This window comes from Corallococcus carmarthensis (genome assembly GCF_003611695.1).
In the GTDB taxonomy this organism is placed as follows: Bacteria; Myxococcota; Myxococcia; order Myxococcales; family Myxococcaceae; genus Corallococcus; species Corallococcus carmarthensis.
The window spans coordinates 1-19,475 of record NZ_RAWE01000071.1 but is presented as its reverse complement, the minus strand read 5'-3'; the positions used below and the strand labels follow the sequence as shown (position 1 = coordinate 19,475).

Annotated in this window: 14 protein-coding genes; all 14 read right to left on the bottom strand. The window is 69.1% G+C overall.

Annotation, left to right across the window (positions count from 1 at the left end; genetic code table 11):
• Positions 1-7: 7 nt before the first annotated feature.
• Complete coding sequence (locus D7X32_RS20165; protein WP_120604192.1) at positions 8-577, bottom strand: OmpH/Skp family outer membrane protein; 570 nt, start codon at positions 575-577, stop codon at positions 8-10.
• A gap of 119 nt (positions 578-696) precedes the next feature.
• The gene (bamA, locus tag D7X32_RS20160; RefSeq protein WP_208752481.1) at positions 697-3,162 is read right to left on the bottom strand and encodes an outer membrane protein assembly factor BamA; all 2,466 of its coding nucleotides are present in this window, start codon (positions 3,160-3,162) and stop codon (positions 697-699) included.
• A gap of 76 nt (positions 3,163-3,238) precedes the next feature.
• A complete protein-coding gene (locus D7X32_RS20155) occupies positions 3,239-3,913 on the bottom strand; it encodes an ABC transporter ATP-binding protein (protein WP_120604190.1) in 675 nt (224 codons plus the stop codon).
• Positions 3,914-3,915: 2 nt separating this feature from the next.
• Positions 3,916-6,285 (bottom strand): FtsX-like permease family protein, encoded by a 2,370-nt coding sequence (locus D7X32_RS20150; protein WP_120604189.1) that lies wholly within the window; start codon positions 6,283-6,285, stop codon positions 3,916-3,918.
• Between the two features lie 12 nt (positions 6,286-6,297).
• Positions 6,298-7,857, bottom strand: coding sequence for a lysine--tRNA ligase (gene lysS / locus D7X32_RS20145; RefSeq protein ID WP_120604188.1), 1,560 nt, complete (start codon positions 7,855-7,857; stop codon positions 6,298-6,300).
• A 72-nt stretch (positions 7,858-7,929) separates the two neighbouring features.
• Positions 7,930-8,310: an anti-sigma factor family protein gene (locus D7X32_RS20140; RefSeq protein WP_120604187.1), complete on the bottom strand. Its 381-nt coding sequence runs from the start codon at positions 8,308-8,310 to the stop codon at positions 7,930-7,932.
• Entirely contained in the window at positions 8,307-8,939 is a 633-nt protein-coding gene (locus D7X32_RS20135; RefSeq protein WP_120604186.1) for an RNA polymerase sigma factor, read from the bottom strand. Before D7X32_RS20135 ends, D7X32_RS20140 begins: the two co-directional genes overlap by 4 nt.
• Positions 8,940-9,095: 156 nt before the next feature.
• Positions 9,096-10,218 (bottom strand): peptide chain release factor 2 gene (gene prfB / locus D7X32_RS20130; RefSeq protein WP_244239097.1). Its coding sequence is split into 2 segments (ribosomal slippage): positions 9,096-10,148 and positions 10,150-10,218, totalling 1,122 coding nucleotides; the frame shifts between segments, so codons are not numbered across the junction.
• A 50-nt stretch (positions 10,219-10,268) separates the two neighbouring features.
• Entirely contained in the window at positions 10,269-11,591 is a 1,323-nt protein-coding gene (locus D7X32_RS20125) for an Lnb N-terminal periplasmic domain-containing protein (RefSeq protein WP_120604185.1), read from the bottom strand.
• Between the two features lie 131 nt (positions 11,592-11,722).
• Positions 11,723-12,604, bottom strand: a complete 882-nt coding sequence (gene ybeY, locus D7X32_RS20120; RefSeq protein ID WP_171449844.1) for an rRNA maturation RNase YbeY — start codon at positions 12,602-12,604, stop codon at positions 11,723-11,725.
• Positions 12,601-15,111, bottom strand: coding sequence for an HD family phosphohydrolase (locus D7X32_RS20115; protein ID WP_120604184.1), 2,511 nt, complete (start codon positions 15,109-15,111; stop codon positions 12,601-12,603). Before D7X32_RS20115 ends, ybeY begins: the two co-directional genes overlap by 4 nt.
• 215 nt (positions 15,112-15,326) lie before the next feature.
• The gene (locus D7X32_RS20110) at positions 15,327-16,385 is read right to left on the bottom strand and encodes a PhoH family protein (RefSeq protein ID WP_120604183.1); all 1,059 of its coding nucleotides are present in this window, start codon (positions 16,383-16,385) and stop codon (positions 15,327-15,329) included.
• A gap of 96 nt (positions 16,386-16,481) precedes the next feature.
• Positions 16,482-17,600, bottom strand: a complete 1,119-nt coding sequence (locus tag D7X32_RS20105; protein ID WP_120604182.1) for a DUF4388 domain-containing protein — start codon at positions 17,598-17,600, stop codon at positions 16,482-16,484.
• A 3-nt stretch (positions 17,601-17,603) separates the two neighbouring features.
• Positions 17,604-19,475 (bottom strand): tetratricopeptide repeat protein (locus D7X32_RS20100; RefSeq protein ID WP_120604181.1); only part of this gene is annotated, 1,872 nt, incomplete at its 5' end.

Here is a 19,475-nt window from a genome sequence, read left to right as displayed (position 1 = left end):
CAGTTGCCTACTTCTTGACCGGGGCGTCCTTGGCCACCGGCGCCGCGGGCTTCTTGGCCGCGCTGTTGTTGTAGCTGCGCACGACCTCGTTGGAGATGTCGTACTGGGACAGCGCGAAGACGATGCCGGAGTCGCGCTTGTCCAGCACCATGCCCAGGCCGTCCCGCTCCGCGATGGACGCGATGACCTGGTCGATGCGGTTGACGATGGGCTCCATCTCCTGGCGCTCCTTGTTGGCGGCCTCGGCGCGGCTGCGCTCGTACTTCTGCGCCAGCTCCATCACCTTCTTCTGGAGCTCGGTGGCCTTCTGGGTGCGCGTGGCCTCGCTCATGGCGCTGGCCTGCTTGTCCAGGGTCTCCTTCTCCTTGCGGAGCGTGTCCTGCTCCTTGTCGATCTCCTTCTGGCGGTCCTCCAGCCACTTCTGGAGACGGGCCTTGGCGGCCTTGCCGTCATCCACCTCCAGCAGCACGCGCTGAAGGTCGACGTAGGCCACCTTGAGTTCGGCGGCCGAAGCGGCAACCGGGAGGGCGAGCGACAGGACAGCGGCGGCGGCCGCCAGGGTGCTTCGAAGCGACATGGGTTACGGCTCCTCGGAAAAGGTGCTGCAGGCTCCGACGTCCACCCGCCCGGCCTGTTCACTTCCGCCCGGGCAGGGCGGAGGCGAATGGGCCAGGAAGGCCTTGGGGTCAATGCCTATCAGAAGAAGTTACCGATCGTGAACTCGAACAGGATGGGGTCGTCCGAAGGCCGCTTGGTCAGCGGGATGCCCCACTCGAAGCGCAGGGGCCCGATGGGCGAGAACCAGCGGAAGCCGAAGCCCGCGGAGTGGAAGAGGCCCAGGGGCAGCTTGTCCTGCCGGTCCTCGAAGAACTTCTCGTTGGAGCCGAAGGCATTGCCCGCGTCGTAGAAGAGCACGCCGCGCAGGCCGGCCTTCTCGAAGATGGGGAACTCCAGTTCGAAGTTGAAGATGAGCTGCTTGTTGCCGCCCACCCGGAACTCGGTGACGTTGGCGTCCGGGTTGTCCGCGCGCGGCACGAGCAGCGTGGGGCTGATGCTGCGCAGGTAGTAGCCGCGGATCGTGTTGATGCCGCCCACGTAGTAGAGCTCGCTGATGGGCAGCGGCTTGCTGGAGTCCAGCTGCTGCACGTAGCCCAGCGTGGCGTTCGTCTTGAAGACGAAGCCCAGCGGCAGGGGGAAGTACAGGCGCGAGTAGGCGGTGTAGCGGTTGAAGAGGAACGTGCCGCCCAGGAACGAGGGCGCCGTCTCCACCGAGCCGTAGTGGATGAAGCCGCGCGACGGGAAGAGGCGGTTGTCGCGCCGGTCGAAGGACACAGACAGGCGCAGCGCGCTGGTGACGCCGGACTGGAACTGGTTGGCGAGCAGCACCGCGCCAATGCCCTGCCCCGCCTGCACGTCCACGTACTCACGCGAGTAGCCGACGGTGGCCAGCACGTCGTCCACCAGCTGGCGGCCCAGGGAGATGGTGCCGCCCGTGGAGTTGCGGATGAAGCCTTCGTAGTCCGCCTGGACGCGGAAGAACTCCGCGGACAGCAGGTAGTTCGTGTCCAGGAAGTACGGGTCGTAGAACGACAGCTGCACCAGGGAGCGCAGGCCGGAAATCTGCGCGGACGCGGACACGCTCTGGCCCCAGCCGAGGAAGTTGTTCTGCGACACCTGGGCCGTGAAGATGAAGTTCTCCACGTTGGAGAAGCCCAGGCCCACCTGGAAGGTGCCGGTGGCCTTCTCCTTCACCTCCACCTGCAACACGATGGCGTTGTCGGAGCTGCCCGGGTGCTGGGTGATTTCGACGGTCTCGAAGAAGCCCAGCGCGGTGACGCGCTCGCGGCTGCGCTTCACGCCGGTGCCGTTGTAGAGCTCGCCTTCGTAGACGCGCAGCTCGCGGCGGATGACCTTGTCGCGCGTCTTCGTGTTGCCGACGACGTCGATGCGCTCGATGTTGACGAGCGGGCCCTTCTGGATGTCGAAGGTGAGGTCCACCGTCCGGTCTTCCGCGTTGACGGAGGTGACGGGGTTGATGTTGGCGTACGCGTACCCCTTGTCGAAGTACACGTCGGAGATGGCGGAGATGTCCGTGGAGAGCTGGCCGCGGTTGAAGCGCTCCTTCGGACGCGACTTCATCAGCGTCAGCAGCTCCGCGGGCGGGCGCTCCAGGTCTCCCGCGAAGTCGATCTTCCCGATGTCGTACGACTCACCCTCGGTGATGTGCAGGGTGATGTAGATGTCGCGCTTGTCCGCGGACAGCTGCACGGTGGGCTTGTCCACGCGCACGTTGATGAAGCCGCGGTCGTAGTAGGCGATCTGGATGACGGCGAGGTCGCGCTGGAAGGCCTCCTCGCGGTAGGTGCCCTCGCCGGTGAAGAAGGACAGGAAGCCACCCTCCTTCGTGATCATCGTCGCCTTGAGCTCCTCCGGGGACACCTTCTCCGCGCCCTGGAGGATGATCTGCTTCACCATCACCTTCGAGTGCTCGTTGATGACGTAGACGACGTTGACCGCGGCGCCGCCCTCCACCGGATCCAGCCGGTACGTCACCTCCGCCAGGAAGTAGCCCTTCTCGACGTACTTCTCTTGAATCTTCTTCTGCGTGGCGCGCACGGCCTCGATGTCGAGGATGGTGCCGGCCTTGAGCTCCAGCTGTTCCTTCAGGTCGTCCGCGCTGAGTTCCTCGTTGCCCTGGAGCTGCACGGCGCGGATGGTGGGCCGCTCCGCCACGCGCACCACGTACGCGATGCCGTTGGCCATGCGCTGCGCGAGCAGCTGCACGTCCGTGAAGTAGCCCAGGGCCCAGATGGCGCGGAGGTCCTCCGCGGTGCGGGTGAGCGGGTCACCGACCTGGGTGCGCAGGACGCGGCGGATGGCCTCCGACTCCACGCGGCGGTTGCCCTCGATGCGGACCTCCACCACGCGGTCCGAGGGGGACACGTTGGTGTCCTCGTCGTCCGGAGAGGTGGCCAGCGGCGCGTCAGCGCCCGTGGGGGTGCCCGCGTCCGGAGGCAGCACGGGCGTGGCGGGGGTGGTGGACGGGGGGACGACGACGGGCGAACCCGCGTCCACCTGGGCGTAGGCGGAAACGGGCCCGAGCGCCCACAGGGCGACCGCCAGCAGCGGGAGCAATGACTTGCGCAGAACGGTGAGCCTCAAGTGCAGTCCGGCCAGGAAAAGGCGGGGCAATGTACGGGATGGGGGGAGGCCCCCTCAATCCAAAAGCGAGCGGCCATCAGGCCTCCGACACCTGCCCGCCGGCCAGTCTGAGGCGGCGGGGCATGGAGCGAGCAAGCGTCTCGTTGTGCGTGACGACGACGGCGGTGATGCCCAGGTCCCGGTTGACGTCCCGGAGCAGCTGGTGGATGCCCTCGCCTGTCGTGGGATCCAGGTTGCCGGTGGGCTCGTCCGCGAGCAGGACCGCGGGCTTGAGCACCAGCGCGCGCGCCAGGGCCACGCGCTGGGCCTCGCCGCCGGACAGCTCGCCGGGGCGGTGATCCACACGGCTGCCCAGGCCCACGCGCTCCAGCAGCTCCCGGGCGTAGGCGTAGGCGGGGCCGCGGTCCTTGCGCTGGATGAGCGCGGGCATGGCCACGTTCTCCAGCGCGGTGAACTCCGGCAGGAGGTAGTGGCTCTGGAAGACGAAGCCGATGGTGCGGTTGCGGAACTCGGCGATCTCCGCGTCGTTCATGGAGAAGACGGACCGGCCGTCGAAGAGGACTTCACCGGCGGCGGGGGCGTCCAGCGTGCCCAGCACGTGCAGGAAGGTGCTCTTTCCCGCGCCGGACGCGCCAATCATGGAGATGAGCTCGCCGGCGTTGATGTCCAGCGACACGCCGCGCAGCACGTCAATGCGCTTGCCGTGCAGGAAGTAGCTCTTGAAGACGTTGCGGATGGACAACAGCGCCATGGCTACTCTGCCTTCAGACCTTCCACCGGTTCCACGCTGCTCGCCTTGAGGGCCGGGTAGATGGACGCCAGGTAGGTGACGAGCACCGCGATGACCACCGCCAGCGCCGTCTGCACCGGTTCGATGCGCACCGGCAGCGCGGGGATGTAATAGACCTCCGGATCCAGCTTGATGCCGACCTTCTCGATGAAGAGGCACCACGCGAGCCCGGAGAACAGGCCCAGCACGCCGCCGGCCACGCCAATCTGGAGCCCTTCGGCGAGGAAGATCTTCACGATGCCGCCGTCCGGGACGCCCAGCGCCTTGAGGACGGAGATTTCCTTCCGCTTCTCCAGCACCAGCATGATGACCGTGGCGACGATGAGGCCCGCGGCGACGATGATGATGATGGACAGGATGATGCCCATCACCAGCTTCTCCAGGCGCAGCGCGGAGAAGAGGTTCTTGTTCATCTCCCCCCAGTCGCGCGCGCGGTAGGGATAGCCGCCCAGCACGCGCACCACCTGGTTGGAGATGCGGCGCGCGTCGTCGATGTCCGCCACCTTCAGTTCGATGCCGGTGGCGCCCTTCACCGCGAAGAAGTCCTGCGCTTCCTTCAGCAGGATGTAGACGAACTTGGAGTCGTACTCGTACATGCCCGAGTAGAAGACGCCCGCCACCCGGAACGCGCGGCTCTTGGGGATGGGGCCCGAGGGGCCCAGCTCCGTGCCCAGAGGAGACACGACGTTCACCCGGTCCCCCACCACCACGCGCAGGGAGGCGGCCAGCTCGCGGCCGATGATGATGCCCGGGAGCACCGTGGGCTTCGCGGGCTTGGAGGCCTTGCCGATGATGGGGTCCTCCTCCGCGGCGTCCTTCTTCCCTTCCCCGTCCTCCACCGCGCTGCTGGGGAGGATCCGGGCGGGCTGCTCCAGGTGGTCCAGGTCGCCGCCGGGCAGGATGTTCTGCGGCAGATCCGTCACCGAGCCGACCGACTTCGGGTCGATGCCCTTGATGATGACGCCGTCGACGTTGCCCTCCGAGGCGATCATCACCTGGTTGATGATGAAGGGCGTCTGGCCCACCACGCCGGGCACGCGCTTCACCTGCTGCATCACCTTGTCGTAGTCCGGCAGGTCCCCGGCGTAGCGGGACACCACCGCGTGCGCGTTGGTGCCCAGGATCTTCTGCTGGAGGTCGGCCTCGAAGCCGCTCATCACGCTGAGCACGATGATGAGCGCCATCACGCCCACGCCCACGCCGCCCACCGACAGCGCGGTCATCATCATGGTGGGCGACTGCTCATGGAGCTTCATCCGGTGCTGCGCGGACGCGGCGGCGAGCGGATCCGCCAGGCCCAGGGCCTTCACGCGCGTGCGCTCCACGGCGGCCTCCGCCCCGCGGATGATGAAATAGACGATGAGCGGCGGGATGATGCCGAACATCAGCACCGCGAGCGCGCCCAGCAGCAGCGACGGACGGAACACCGCCACGTGGCGGCGCGCGACGAAGAGCTCGAAGCCCAGCCGCAGGTCCACCCGGCCGCTGCCCGCCGCGATGAAGCCCGTGTTGATGCCCAGGATGAGCGCCAGCACCAGCGCGGCGAAGACGAGCCAGTACGCCAGCTCCGGCCGGCCGATGAGCCCCGCGACGTACGTCACCTCCCGGAGCCGGTAGCCCAGCGCGAGCTGGAGCGACGGCACCCGCTCCATCAGCGACAGGAGGATGGGCACCGGCAGGCCCAGGTAGAACACGCCGATGGTGGCTTCCGGGAACGACAGCCGCTGCGCCCGGGACGCGCCCACGAAGCCGGACGCGAACGACACGGCCATGCTCACGATGAACGCGATGGCGAAGGCGATGGTGGGGGGCAGCGACAGGCCCCCGCTGGCCTCACGCGCCGCGCCGCCCAGGTCCGACGGCACGCCGCTGGAGAGGACGGTCTGCAGGAGCAGCAGCACCAGCTCCGCCAGGAGGATGCCGCCGCCGTAGGCGCCGAGCGTGCTCCAGTAGAAGTCCCGGTAGCGCGCCAGGCGGGGGTACAGGGGTGCACCCGCGGCGGGGCTGGGCCCTTCCTCGGAAGCCGGCGAGCGGCGGATGCCCGTGGCGATGAGGCCCCAGCCCGCCAGCCAGACGAGCGTCCCGGCCACCAGCATCTTGGGGCCGGCCACGGCTCCGGCCTTCTGGGCGCCCAGGGCGAGCGCCCCGGCGTCGAAGGACTGGACGAGCCCGCCCCACCCCACGAAGGAGAGGCCCAGGGCGCCGGCCACCTCGGCCCACGCCTCGGACTCGGAGATGGCCACCCCCAGGAGGATGGCTCCCACGAGTGCCACGAGGGCGCCGGCCCATAGGAAGGGCCAGCGATAGTCGGTCTGCCGTTCGGCGGGGTGCACGAGGCCTCGTGGCTACTTCGCCAGCGGCTTGAGGAGGGGGAAAAGAATCACGTCGCGGATGCTGGCGGCGTCCGTGAACAACATGGCGACGCGATCAATCCCGATGCCTTCACCTGCCGTGGGCGGCATGCCGTGTTCCAGGGCGCGGATGTAGTCCTCGTCGTAGTCCATCGTCTCCTGCTGGCCCCGCTGCTTCGCGTCCAGCTGGGCCTGGAAGCGGCCCTTCTGGTCCAGCGGGTCGTTCAATTCGGAGAAGGCGTTGGCGATTTCCCGGCCCGCGACGAAGAGCTCGAACCGGTCCGTGATTTCCGGGTTCTGGTCGTTGCGGCGGGCGAGCGGGGAGACGGCGGTGGGATACTGGGTGATGAAGGTGGGATGGATGAGCGTGTGCTCGACGTGGGCCTCGAAGAGGGCGCCCACCAGCTCACCGTGGTTCATGGCGTCCACGGCGCGGCGCTCCACCTCCGAGTGAACCGTCTTGAGCAGTTCGTGACGCAGGCGGTCCACGTCCACCATGTCCTTGTCGGACAGGCTGGGGACAGCTTCCCGGATGGCCTCCGGCATGGGGATGCGCTTCCAGCCCTTGCCGAAGTCGATGACGTGCTCGCCGTACTTCACCTTGGAGTCGCCGGTGACGTGGCGGGAGGCCTCGGAGAGCATCTCCTCCGTGAGGTCCATCAGGTCCTCGTACGTCGCGTACGCCTGATAGAACTCCAGCATCGTGAACTCCGGGTTGTGCCGGGTGCTCACGCCCTCGTTGCGGAAGTTGCGGTTGATTTCGTAGACGCGCTCCATGCCGCCCACCACGAGCCGCTTCAGATAGAGCTCGGGCGCGATGCGCATGAAGAGGTCGATGTCGTACGTGTTGTGGTGCGTGACGAACGGCCGCGCCGCCGCGCCCGACACCAGCGGGTGCATCATCGGGGTCTCCACCTCGACGAAGTCCCGCCCGTCGAGGAAGCTCCGGATGAACTTCACCAGCTTGCTGCGCTTCAGGAAGACCTGCTTCACGTCCGGGTTGGAGACGAGGTCCAGGTAGCGCTGGCGGTAGCGGATCTCCACGTCCGTGAGGCCGTGCCACTTCTCCGGCATGGGGCGCAGGGACTTGGTGAGGGGCACGAACTTCGTGGCCGACAGGGACAGCTCCCCCGTCTTGCTGCGGAAGATGGGGCCCTGCACCGCGACGAAGTCGCCCAGGTCGCACTGCTTGAAGACCTCATAGAGGTCCCCCAGCGCGTCCTTCTTCACGTGCGCTTGAATCTCTCCGGAGCGGTCGCGCAGCTTGATGAAGGCCGCCTTGCCGAACGAGCGCATGGCCACGATGCGGCCCGCGACGTCGTAGACGGGCGCGTCCTTCTCCAGGTCCTCCATGGAGTGGTTCGCGTGCGTGGCCAGGATGTCCGCCGCCCGGTGCTGGGGGGCGTAGCCGTTGCCGTAGGGGTTGAAGCCGGCCTCGCGCCACTTCGCGGCCTTGTCCAACCGCTGCTGGTAGATCTCCTGCTCCTTGGAGCCGAGATCCGCCGCTTCGCCGCTCTTCTCACCTGGGGGGGTCTTGTTATCGGTCTCGGCCATGACGCGCTCTTTTGAAAGGCGCGGCACGCTAGCCAAGCGGCCCCCAGTACGCAACGCATCAAGGGCGTGGCTTCAGGAAGACATCAAAAGAAATGCCCCCACTGCCGCGGCCAGGAGCAGCGGGATGAGGATTTCCACCGGGAAGCGGTGGTTGGCATGGGCCAGGTGCAGGCCGCGCAGGCCGAAGCGGCGCTGGCGGCGGATGCGGCCCGCCACGAGCGTCGCGAGCGCGGGCGGGGCCCTCTCCCGATCCACCGAGCGCACGCGCTCCACCGTGCGGGCGTACCGGTCCCACCCCTGGCGGCATTCCTCGCAGCCGTCCAGGTGGCTGCGCACCGCCTGCTCCTGGGGGGCGGGCAACTCTTCGTCGGCGAGCGCCAGGAACAGCGCCCTCGCCTCGCGGTGATCCAATCGCGGTTCCAAGTCCGTTCCCCTCCGCATGAGGCCGCTCATGGTTCGAAGCGCCCCAGCAGGTCCGCCAGCTTCTCGCGTGCCCGGTGGAGCCGGCTCTTCACGGTTCCCTCGGGCAGCTCGGTGATGTCGACAATCTCGTCGTAGCTCAGGCCCTCGATGTCTCGCAGCGCCACCAGCATGCGCGCATCGGGGTCCAGTTGGGAAATGGCCCGCTGCACCCGGGCCCGCTCCCGCGCCGCGTCCAGGGCGGCGTCCGGCTGCGGCGGGGCACCCCCGCCCTCGGCGATGGCGGCGGCGCTCACCTCGTCATAGACCTCCGAGCGGCCGCGGCCCCGGCGCTGGAGGTACTTCAGCCGGTTGAGGCAGTGGTTCTTGGAGACGCGGAACAGCCAGGTGGACAGGCGCGCATCCTCGCGGAAGCGCCGGATGTGCTGGTGCACGCTGACGAAGATCTCCTGCACCAGGTCGTGGGCCTCTTCGCGGTCGCCCAGCATGCGGAAGCAGAAGTCGTAGAGGCGGTCCTGGTGTTCGCGCACCAGGGACTCGAAGGCCTCCGGGTCCCCGCGCCGCAGCCGGACGAGCAGCGCCTGTTCCTCGCGGCGCGCGTCGGAACCGGCCTCGGTGGCCAGGGGCTGCTGTCCGACGTCGAGCACTCCGCCCGGTGACACCGTGCCTCCCGCCCGTGTGGGCCCACCACATCCTACCGCACCACCCTGCCCCGCCCCCTGACACCGGGTCCGGGAAAAAGGTTCCCGGGCATGAAAAACCCCTCCCGGACCCAAAGGCCCGGGAGGGGTGGGATGCGTCCGGACAGGGCCGGCGCCTTAGTCCGCGGAGGCGTTGCGGTTGGGGTTCTTCACGCCCAGCAGCTGTGCGGTGACGAACTCATCCAGGTCGCCGTCCAGCACCTTGTCCACGTTGCCCGTCTCCACGCCGGTGCGCAGGTCCTTGACCATGCGGTACGGCGCCAGCACGTAGCTGCGGATCTGCGAGCCGAAGGAGATGTCCTTCTTCGCCGCCTCCGCCGCGTCGCGCTCGGCATCGCGCTTCTTCATCTCCAGCTCGTACAGGCGGCCGCGCAAGATCTGGAAGGCCATGTCCTTGTTGGCCGACTGCGAGCGCTCCGTCTGGCAGGTGATCATGATGCCCGTGGGCAGGTGCCGCAGCTGGGCCGTAGACGACGTCTTGTTGACCTTCTGGCCACCCGCGCCACTGCCGCGGATGAACTTCAACTCGTAGTCCTTCTCCGGCAGGTCAATCTGGATGCTGTCGTCGACCTCCGGGTACACGTCCACGGACGCGAACGCCGTCTGCCGGCGCGCGTTGGCGTCGAAGGGGCTGATGCGCACGAGCCGGTGCACGCCCACCTCCGCCTTGAGATAGCCGTAGGCGTTCTCGCCCTCGATGCGCAGGGAGACGTTCTTGAAGCCCGCCTCTTCGCCCGGCAGCGCGTCGCTGATCTCGACCTTCCAGCCCTTTGTCTCGCCGTAGCGCGTGTACATGCGCAGGAGCATCGCGGCCCAGTCCATGGAGTCCGTGCCGCCCGCGCCCGGGTTGATGTCCATGAAGCAGTTGCTGCGGTCCTGAGGCCCGGAGAGCATCCGCGCCAGCTCCAGCTTCGCGACCTCCGCGTCCAGCGACGCGAGCGAGCCCTCCGCTTCCTGCGCGCTCGCCTCGTCGTTCATCTCCGCCGCCAGCTCCAGCAGCGTCTGCGCGTCGTCCAGCCCGCGCATCGTCTTGTCGAAGGCGCCCACGCTGGCCTCCAGCGTGGACTTCTCCTTCAGGAGCCCCTGGGCCTTGGTGTTGTCATCCCAGAAGCCGGGCTGCGTGGAGTCACGCTCAATCAGCGCGATGCGGGACCGCTTGCGGTCGAGGTCAAAGATGCCCCCGGAGCGCGTTGAGGCGCTCCTTCAGGGCGTGGATCTTCTCCATCGAATCGTTCGCCATGGTGTTCGTCGTCTCCTTCGTATCGAAACAGTTGGGAATGCCGGGGTGTTTCAGGAGGCCTTGAGCGACGACACCGGCGCATCCTGACGGGGCGGCGTGCGCGCCGTTCCTGGCACGAGCGCCCGGAGCCGGTCCAGCCAGAAGGCACCGGCCATGCCCAGGGAGATGGGCAGGATGAGCGCGATGGCGCGCCAGTTGTCCTGGTCGAACCAGGGAAGCACCTTCAACACCAGCCCCAGCGCGCCCGTCGCCACGAGCAGGCCCCACACCCACTTGAGCCGCGCGCGCGCCTTCGCGCTGTTCCAGGTGAGGCGCAGGCCGTACGGCACGGCCAGGAGCGTCAGCGGGTTCGCGAAGAAGAGGTTCTCATTGTGGTGCGTCACCACGTGGTTCGTGCCCACCCACATGATGACGAGCGCCAGCCCGGGGATGCCCAGCACCAGCCCCACCACCACGTTCTCCAGGCCCAGGAGGATGCGCGCCGCGCGGCTGCCCTTGCGCTCCCACGCGGCCAGGCCCAACGCGGCCCCACCCAGGAGCACGCCCAGCGCGAGGATCCACGGGCCGAAGTTCGGCGGCTGCGCGGGAGGCCGGGGGCGCGTGGGCGACGCGTAGTAGTCCCACTGCTTCGCCACCAGCGACACCGGCTTGCCGTCCGTGCCCGGCACCTTCAGCTCCGCCACCTGCTGCTCCAGCTCATCCGGGAGGAAGGCCTCCTCGCGGCGGGTGATGGGCTTGTCGATGGAGTCGTTCATCATGAAGTCGAGCAGGAAGCTCAGGGACGGGCCCACCGCCGTGTAGCGCCGCGTGTGCTCGCGAAGCGTCATGCGGGCAGGGGCCTTCTCCGCCTCCGACAGCCGGCCGCCCACGGCCACGTCGATCATGTCGCGCAGCCGCGTCACGCAGTTGTCGCTGTAGTGCTCGTAGAGGTAGTCGCGGTTCTCCGGCAGCACGTTGTCCGCCAGCTTCTTCGCCACCGTCACGCGCTGCTCCGGCGTGAGGTTGAGCTCCTGCACGCGCACGTCGCGGTCCAGCGACTTGTAGAAGCGGAAGGTGCCGTTGACGCCCGACTCACCGACCCAGAACTCCAGGCGGCCCTTGGCGAAGTGCACCACCGTCTGGTCGTCGAACGAATACATCCCGTAGTTGTAGAGCCGCTGCATCTGGCGGGCGCGGTCCTCCACCACCAGCGAGCCGTGGCCCCACCACGAGAAGACGTCATCGCCGGGGCTGAAGGTCACCAGCCAGATGGACAGGTCCTCGCCCCGGCTCTCACCCGTGCCCCACGGCGGCACCGAGGCGGCGCGCGCGGAGGACGCGGTCAGCAGAAGACCCAACAGGCTTGCGACGACGAGAGACGACAGGCGGGGCATCGTTCCATCCAACACGCGGGAGGCGGGCGCCCACTACCTATCACGCACGGCCCCCGACTCAACGGCGGGGCCGGACGGGTGTCGGGCACCCGGAAGGAGGCACGGGGGGCCGCAAGCCCCCCGGCGGGGATTCAGATGAGCTTCGCCCGGCGTTCGCGCGAGTCGATGGTCAGCGAGTCCGCCACCATGCCCCGCTCGCCCAACAGCTGCTCCTCCAGGGCGGCCATGCGCTTCGCGTCGCGAGGCTTCTCATGGTCATGCCCCAGCAGGTGCAGCAGGCCGTGCGCGAGGTAGCGGCCCATCTCCGACTCCAGCGTGCGGCCGTACTCCTTCGCCTGCCGCTTCGCCGTGTCCAGGGAGATGACCACGTCGCCCAGCGGGCGCGGGCCCGGCGTACCCTTGGGCTGGTCCCCCGCGGGGAAGGACAGCACGTCCGTGGCCTTGTCCTTCTGGCGCCAGGTGCGGTTGAGCCGGCGGATGGCCCGGTCCCCCACGAGCGACAGCGACAGCTCACAGCCGGTGAGCCCCAGGCGCTTCAGGTAGTCACGGCCCCAGGTGGTGAGCAGGCGCTCGTAGTCCCCGCCCTGCCCGTGCGCCACCTGCACCGTCACCTGGTTGTCCGAGGCCTTCGGCTTGGGCTCCGGCTTCTCGATGTGGGCCAGCTCCACGCGAAACGCGGGCGCGCAGACGGACCAGTAGTCACACGCGCCCTGCGAGTCGTTGCGGTACACGACGCGCTTGCCGCGCGGCACCAGGCCCACCTCGCCCGCGCCAATCCGTTCGCGCTTGCCGTCCACCACGAGGGTGAGCTCGCCCGTGAGGACGAGCACCACCTCGTCGAACTCCGGCGTCTGCGCGGGTTCGCTCCAGCCCGGCGGCGCCCGCATGCGCGCCACGGACGCGGACTCCGTCTGCGTGCTGGCCACGCCGACGAACTCCTCGATGCGCTTGCCGTCGTCGCGCGGAATCACCTTGCCCTTGCGAAGCTTCACGCCCTCCACCTTGCGGCTCATGACATGCCCGCCGTTCGCACCTTCGTGTCCTTGTCAGACTTCGCGGGCGCGGGCGCCATCATCAGCGGCGCGCCCCCGGCCTTGCCCCCACCCATCGCGCCCGCCGGGTAGACGGGACGCGTGTGGTAGATGCCTTCCAGCGTGTGCAGGAAGGACTGGGCGATGAGGTTCAGGTCCTTGAGCGTCAGGTCGCACTCGTCGAGCTGGCCCTCGGAGAAGATGATGTTGATGATCTTCTGCACCTGCGCCTGGAGCTTCGCGCTGGTGGGGTCCGGCATGGAGCGCGTGGAGGCCTCCACCGCGTCGGCGATCATCACCAGGGCCGCCTCGCGGAACTGCGGCTTGGGGCCCGGGTAGCGGTAGATGCTCTCGTCGATGGGGGGCGCGCCTTCCTTGCCCTCCTGCTCCTTCAGGGCCTTGTGGAAGAAGAAGCCCACCGTGCGCGTGCCGTGGTGCTGGGGGATGGCGTCCGCCACCAGCTTGGGCAGGCGGTACTGCCGGGCCATCTCCAGGCCTTCCGTCACGTGGCGCTTGATGATGACCGCGCTCATCGCGGGCGCCAGGCCGTCGTGCCGGTTCTCCCCCTTCTGGTTCTCCCCGAAGTAGAGCGGGTTCCGGCCCTTTCCGATGTCGTGGTAGTACGCGCACGAGCGCGCCAGCAGCGGGTTCGCGCCAATGGTCTCCGCCGCGTTCTCCACCAGCGTGCCGATGATGATGGAGTGGTGGTACGTGCCGGGCGCCTGGACGATGAGCTCCTTGAGCGCCGGGTGGTTCAGGTTCGCCAGCTCCAGGAGCTTGATGTCCGACGCGTAGCCGAACGTGGCCTCGATGAGCGGCGTCAGCGCCATCACCATCACCGGGACGGCCAGCGCGGTGCCGAAGAACGCGCACAGCGCCGTGACGACCGTGTCCCCCGCCAGCCCCTTGCCCTCCACGAGGAACAGGAACAGGACGGCGATGAGGTTGGCGATGCCGGTGACGAGGCCCGCGCGGAAGATGCCCACGCGGTCCTTCGCCTTGACGATGCGCTCCGCCGCCACCAGCGAGCCCACCAGCGTGTAGATGCCGAACGCCAGCGAGTTGCCCAGCATCACGCCCGCGAGGCACGCGAACACCATGGCGAAGAACAGCGCCAGTTCCTGAGAGAGGATGAAGCGCACCAGCATGGCGCCCGCCGCCACCGGGAAGGCGTAATAGAACGCTTCGATGGGCAGCGCCGTGTAGCGGTCCTGCACCGCGTCCGCGATGGACACCCAGACCTGGAGCAGGCCCAATAGGCCCACCAGCAACAGGCCCAGCAGCACGCCGTCCTTGCGCGTGGGGCGGAAGCGGCGGAAGGCCGCGCGGCAGAAGCCGTAGAAGGACACCACCAGCAGGGCCACCAGGCCCGTGCCGCCCACCTGGAGCTGGAGCAGGTCCAGGCGGTCCGTCTGCGCGCGCATCCCGCGCAGCATGACGAGGTGCGTTTCGTTGACGAGCTCGCCGTCGCCGATGACGCGCTGGCCCTTCTTGATGGCGATGACGGCGTCCTTCACCGCGTCGCCCGCGAGCCGGCGGCGCAGGTCCGTCTCCGCGATGTTGATGGTCAGGCTGGGGCGGACCAGCCGCTTGGCGATGCGCAACACCGCGCGGCGCTGCACCGCCGGGGCCTCCGGCAGCACGTTGCCGGGCACGGAGGCGAAGCGATCCATCTCCTGGTGCGCCTCCTTCATGTCCACCACCTGGGCGGCGCCCGCGGGCAGCGTCTCCTCGTTCTTGTGCTGCACGTCGCGCACGGTGAGGCCCTGGGGCGCCTCACGCACCAGCTCCTCGCGCGAACCGGCCACGTACACCTGGCTGCCCTCCGCACGGTAGGCGCGGTCGAGCAGCACCAGGGTGGCGGTCTCCGCCTCTTCCGAGAAGCCGTTGGCGATGATCGCCTGGAAGTCCTCCGGCTCCAGCCCCGCGTCCCGCTGGCCGAAGAGCTGCTCCTGGAACTGGGCCTGCATCTCCTCACGGTCGCGGCGCTGGCGCTCCAGGGCTTCGGGCGTGAGCGGCACGGCACGGCGGCGCTTGGCCGTGCCCTCCTCCGGCACGGACTCGTCCGTGCGGGCATCCTTCTCCTCTTCCAGGTGCTCGCGCGCGCTGGCGAAGGCGGCGCGCACGGACGCGCGCAGATTGCCCACCACGGCCGGGTTGAGGTCGTACACCGGGCGCACCGCGCTGCGGGCCTCGCGGCGGCGCTGCTCCGTCATCGCCTGGTGGACGATGTCGTAGTCGCGCGCGGCCTTGAAGCCGGCGGGCGAGTTGGCCCGGAACGGCTTGTTCACATTGTCCTGGGTGAGCGCTGGAATCTGCTGGCTGTAGAGGCCCGGGGAGATGACGAAACCCGCCCCCACGGAGACGACGAGCAACAGCAGGCCCTGCACGACGCGCCGGCCCCAATCCCCACTGCGCCCCAGCCCCAGGCGGACCGCGAGCGCGTCCAGCGGACTGGGCCCGGGGGTTGGTGATTCAGGATCGGCCATGGGGGAACTCCTCACCCTGCGAAGACGTCAAGGCTCCCTACAAGGAAGCAGCGACGGGGAAAATTCGTGAGGGTGGGACAGCCGCCGCCTGGACGCCAGTTCGCTCTGCGAAAAATGCGGGTAAGCCAACAGGCAGCGGTGTGGGTCACCCAGCGACTCCACCCCCGCCCCGGCGCAGGCCTGGGAGCGGGGGTGGCGGGTGCCGCGGAACGACGTCAGCCTTCGGAGCGGTCCACCGGCGCCGCGCTTTCGCGAGCCGCCTGGGCCTCCTTCTGGGAGGCCTCGGAGCGCTCGTAGGCGCGGATGACTTCCTGCACCAGCGGGTGGCGCACGACGTCCACGTCGGAGAACTCCGAGAAGTGGATGCCTTCGATGTTCTTCAGCACGGAGCGCGCGTGGTTCAGGCCGGACATCTTGCCCGTGGGCAGGTCCACCTGGGTCACGTCGCCCGTGATGACCGCCTTGCTGTTGTAGCCCAGGCGGGTGAGGAACATCTTCATCTGCTCCACGGTGGTGTTCTGCGCCTCGTCGAGGATGACGAAGGCGTCGTTGAGGGTGCGGCCGCGCATGAACGCGAGCGGCGCCACCTCCACCACTCCCTGCTCCACCAGCTGCTGGGCGCGCTCCACGGCCATCATGTCGTGCAGGGCGTCGTAGAGCGGGCGCAGGTAGGGGTTCACCTTCTCCGCCAGGTCACCGGGGAGGAAGCCGAGCTTCTCACCGGCCTCCACGGCGGGGCGCGCCAGGATGATGCGCTTGACCTTGCGCTCCTGGAGGAAGGCGACCGCCATGGCCATGGCGAGGTACGTCTTGCCGGTGCCGGCGGGGCCCACGCCGAAGACGATGTCGTGGGCGCGGATGGCGTCCACGTAGCGCTTCTGCGCGATGCTCTTGGGGGCGATCTGCCGGTTGCCGGAGCTCTTGAGGACGGTGCCGAGCATGACCTCCTGCAGCGACTCCGAGCCGCGGCCCAGGACCTTGATGGCCTGTTCCACGTCCTCCCGGTAGACGGTGCGTCCGGCGCGGATCATCTCCTCCAGGTTCTCCACCAGGCGCACGGCGAAGGCGACCGCGTCCGCCGGGCCCGACAGGAGCAGCTCCGTGCCGCGCTGCCCCACCCGGACCCCCAGGCGCCGCTCCATCAGCTTGAGGTTTTCGTTCTGGTTTCCGCACAGGGCCAGGGTCGTCTCGTTGTCACGGACGTCCACCTTGGCGGAGGTGGGGGTGGTTTCAGCACGAGTGGCGGGCACTTCCAGCGTGGCGGGATTTCGCAATGCGCGTCGTTCCTCGTTCAGTGATCGCTCGCCCTCAAGTTAACGCCGCCCCTCCCCCCACGCCCGCCATCCCTCGGTGGCGAGCCTGCCCGCGGGCTAGCGCACGGGCGGTAGGAGGATGAACTGCCGGGCGGCCGTGCGACGGTAATAGTACTCCTCCCGCCACGGGTAGCGCAGTTCCTCCGGACCCAACAATCCGGCATCCACCAGTGCGTCCAACCGTTCGGGGAGGGTTCCCTTCTCCAGCTGGAACACCTCCAGCGCGGCCTCGATGCGGACGCGCTGCGCGTGGGCAATCTGACGCTGGGCGGCAGGATCCCCCAGGCGGGAGGCGCCGGTCTCCTGTCCGTGGCCCCCGACCCAGCGGGACGCGATGAAGGCCAGCCCCGCGATGACCGCCATGGTCACCGCGATGCGGCCCAGCGGGCCCGCCACCCGGGCGACGAGCCGGGTGTCCTCCGGCACGGGCGCGCGGCCTTCCGGGTCGATGGCGCGCACGTAGTCGCCCTTGACCAGGTTGTAGAGCGCCTTGCAGGTCTCGAACTCGCCCAGGCCGCACAGGTCCACCATGCGGCGCAGGTCGCGCCCCACGGCGATCTCCTCGTAGATGTGGCGCTCCGACGGGCCGATGACGCCCAGCTCCCCGCCGTCGTCCGCGTTGACGCGGGGCGGCGGCAGCGCCTTGACGCGCTCGAAGGTCATGTCGTCGCGGTGGATGCGCTTCCGGATGACGGGCCACTCATCCACCATCCGGAAGCCCTCCATCAGCACCGTCTCCGCGCGCAGCGGGGTGATGCCGTCGGGGCCGGGCTCCACGGGCTCCTGGATGAACTCGTAGGTGCCCGCCTTCCAGGTGAAGAGGCGGTAGAGCGTCTCCGTCACCTGGAGCTGGGCCATGTGCTGGAAGCGCTCCGCGGTGAGGGCGTGGCTCTGCACCAGCACGTCACCCAGCCGCTTGAGGGTGCGCTTCTGGACCTCCAGCGCCGCCTCCAGCTGCGTCTCCGTGATGATTTCGGCGCGCACCAGCATGGCGCCGATGAGCTCCTTGCGCTTCCGGGTGAGGCTTTCGGCCTTGATGATGTGGCCGTCCTGGAAGCCGACGCGCACCTCCTGGTCCTTGTTGCGCAGGTGAAGCGTGCCCGTCTTCTGCTGCTGGCCGATGAGCTGCAGGATGTCGCCGATGCCGAAATCCTTGAGGGTGCCTTTGAGGGCCATGGCTCAGGCCTCCCCCCGCTGGTGGCGGCGCAGGCCGCGCAAGGTCAGCAGGTAGACGAAGAAGAGGACCGTGCCCGCGGGCACGAGCTTGAGGTACAGCGGCGCGTCCCCGTACGGGGTGCGGACGAGGCCGCGGTGGAGCACCAGCGCGGCCACGGCGAAGCTGAACAGGAAGGCGTAGAGGGCGCCGCGCACGGGCAGGCCCGAGCCCACGTGGCCCGCGCCGGACACCAGGCTTCCCAGCACGTACGTCACCCGCTTCGTCCATGCCTGGTGGCGCTCCACCTCGCCCTGCTTGCGCGAGCGGAACTCCTTGGGCACCTGACTCTTGCGCGCGTAGACGTGGACGCACTGGCCGCACATCGCGCTGCCCACGCCCAGGTCCTTGTCGCAGCGCTGGCACACCGCCTGGCCGCACTTCTCACAGCCGCGCGACGCATTCATGCGCCAGGAAGCTTCTCCAAAGACGGCGACCAGGGCCGCGAGCGCCGCGGTCAACCCCCAGCCCACCGGCCCCGCCGGCAGGACGGGCGACAGCCAGCGGCTCACCTGGGACTCCACGCGGGCGCCCTCCTGGGTGCCATCCGCCAGGTCCATCCAGTCGCGCTCGGGCACGGACGGGGACAGGAGCAGGAGGTTGAGCAGGGGGCGGTCCTCCGGCGGCGGTTCGCGGCGCAGGAGTGATTCATCCAGCGCCTGCGCGTGGGCGATGGCGGAGGTGGAACGGTCCAGCTCCTTGCCCAGCTGATCATCCGGCAGGAGCCGGGCCCGGCGCCGGTACACCTGCCCCAGGTTGTAGTGCGGCGCCGCCATGGACTGATCCGCCTTGGACGCCTGGGTGTAGAGGAGCACCGCCCCGTCCACGTCGCCCAGGCCCAGGAGCGCGTTGCCAAAGCGCGTGAGCATCCGCGCGTCGCCTTCCTTCAGGGCGGAGGCGGCCTTGAAGTCCGCCCTCGCCTCCTCCAGGAGGCCGCGGCGCGATTCGTAGAAGGCCAGGGCCCCCAGCTCCTGGAAGCGGGCGGAGCGCGCCACCGCACGGGCGCGCACCCGGGCCGCCGCGCCTTCCGCGGACAGGCCGCCGCGCTCCAGCAGGTAGACGTCCTCCGCGGGCGTGCCGGCGAAGACGGTGAAGCGCGCCAGCGTCCCAGCGGCGAGCGGCATCACCCCCAACCCCATGAGCAGCACCGCGGCCACCCAGCGTTCGGCGCGGCCCACGTACAGCGCGACCGAGGCGAAGAGCACCAGCAGCACGGGCACCAGGCCCGCGCCCAGCACCGCGGGCAGCGCCAGGAGCAGGAGCCCCAGCAGCCCCGACTGCCAGTGCGTCACCGCCCGGGGGAACAGGTGGTGGAAGTCATGCAGCGCGTAGCGGATCCGCCGCAGGAAGAGCACCGCGACCACCGCCACCGCCGTGGCCGCCCACGCCGCGAGCACCAGCGCGCCCAGGTCCGTGAGCGCGGGCCTGCGGTAGCGCGCGTCCTTCGCCAGCGTCACGAGCGCGGTCTTCCATTCGCTCACCGCGCGCGGCACGTTCAGAGGATCCTCCACCACGTACGTCTCCGCCCGGGCGAAGCGCGCGGCGGGCAGCCCCGGCGACAGGGTCACGGCCACGTCCAGGAGCGCGAGCGCGCCCGACAGGTCCCCGGCGCGGCGGCGGACCCCTGCCTCGCGCACGAAGCCCATGCTCAGCGGTTCCAGGTCGGAGGCGAGCACCTCCTCGCGCAGCGTGAGCAGCTCCTTCTGGGCCGCCTCCGCCGCCGCGCGGTCGTTGCGCGAGCGGGCCGCCTTCCACCTCTCCCAGACCGCCAGCAGCTCCGCGTCCGTCACCTTCGGCGCCATCACCGGCGTGACGGCGGGGCGGGCCGGGACGACGAC

What these genes read in the sequence shown, in the direction of transcription:
- D7X32_RS20125 (WP_120604185.1), bottom strand. Translation starts at nt 11,591, where the DNA reads ATGCCCCGCCTGTCGTCTCTCGTCGTCGCAAGCCTGTTGGGTCTTCTG.
- D7X32_RS20165 (WP_120604192.1), bottom strand. Translation starts at nt 577, where the DNA reads ATGTCGCTTCGAAGCACCCTGGCGGCCGCCGCCGCTGTCCTGTCGCTC.
- D7X32_RS20140 (WP_120604187.1), bottom strand. Translation starts at nt 8,310, where the DNA reads ATGAGCGGCCTCATGCGGAGGGGAACGGACTTGGAACCGCGATTGGAT.
- D7X32_RS20105 (WP_120604182.1), bottom strand. Translation starts at nt 17,600, where the DNA reads ATGGCCCTCAAAGGCACCCTCAAGGATTTCGGCATCGGCGACATCCTG.
- D7X32_RS20155 (WP_120604190.1), bottom strand. Translation starts at nt 3,913, where the DNA reads ATGGCGCTGTTGTCCATCCGCAACGTCTTCAAGAGCTACTTCCTGCAC.
- ybeY (WP_171449844.1), bottom strand. Translation starts at nt 12,604, where the DNA reads ATGAGCCGCAAGGTGGAGGGCGTGAAGCTTCGCAAGGGCAAGGTGATT.
- D7X32_RS20115 (WP_120604184.1), bottom strand. Translation starts at nt 15,111, where the DNA reads ATGGCCGATCCTGAATCACCAACCCCCGGGCCCAGTCCGCTGGACGCG.
- lysS (WP_120604188.1), bottom strand. Translation starts at nt 7,857, where the DNA reads ATGGCCGAGACCGATAACAAGACCCCCCCAGGTGAGAAGAGCGGCGAA.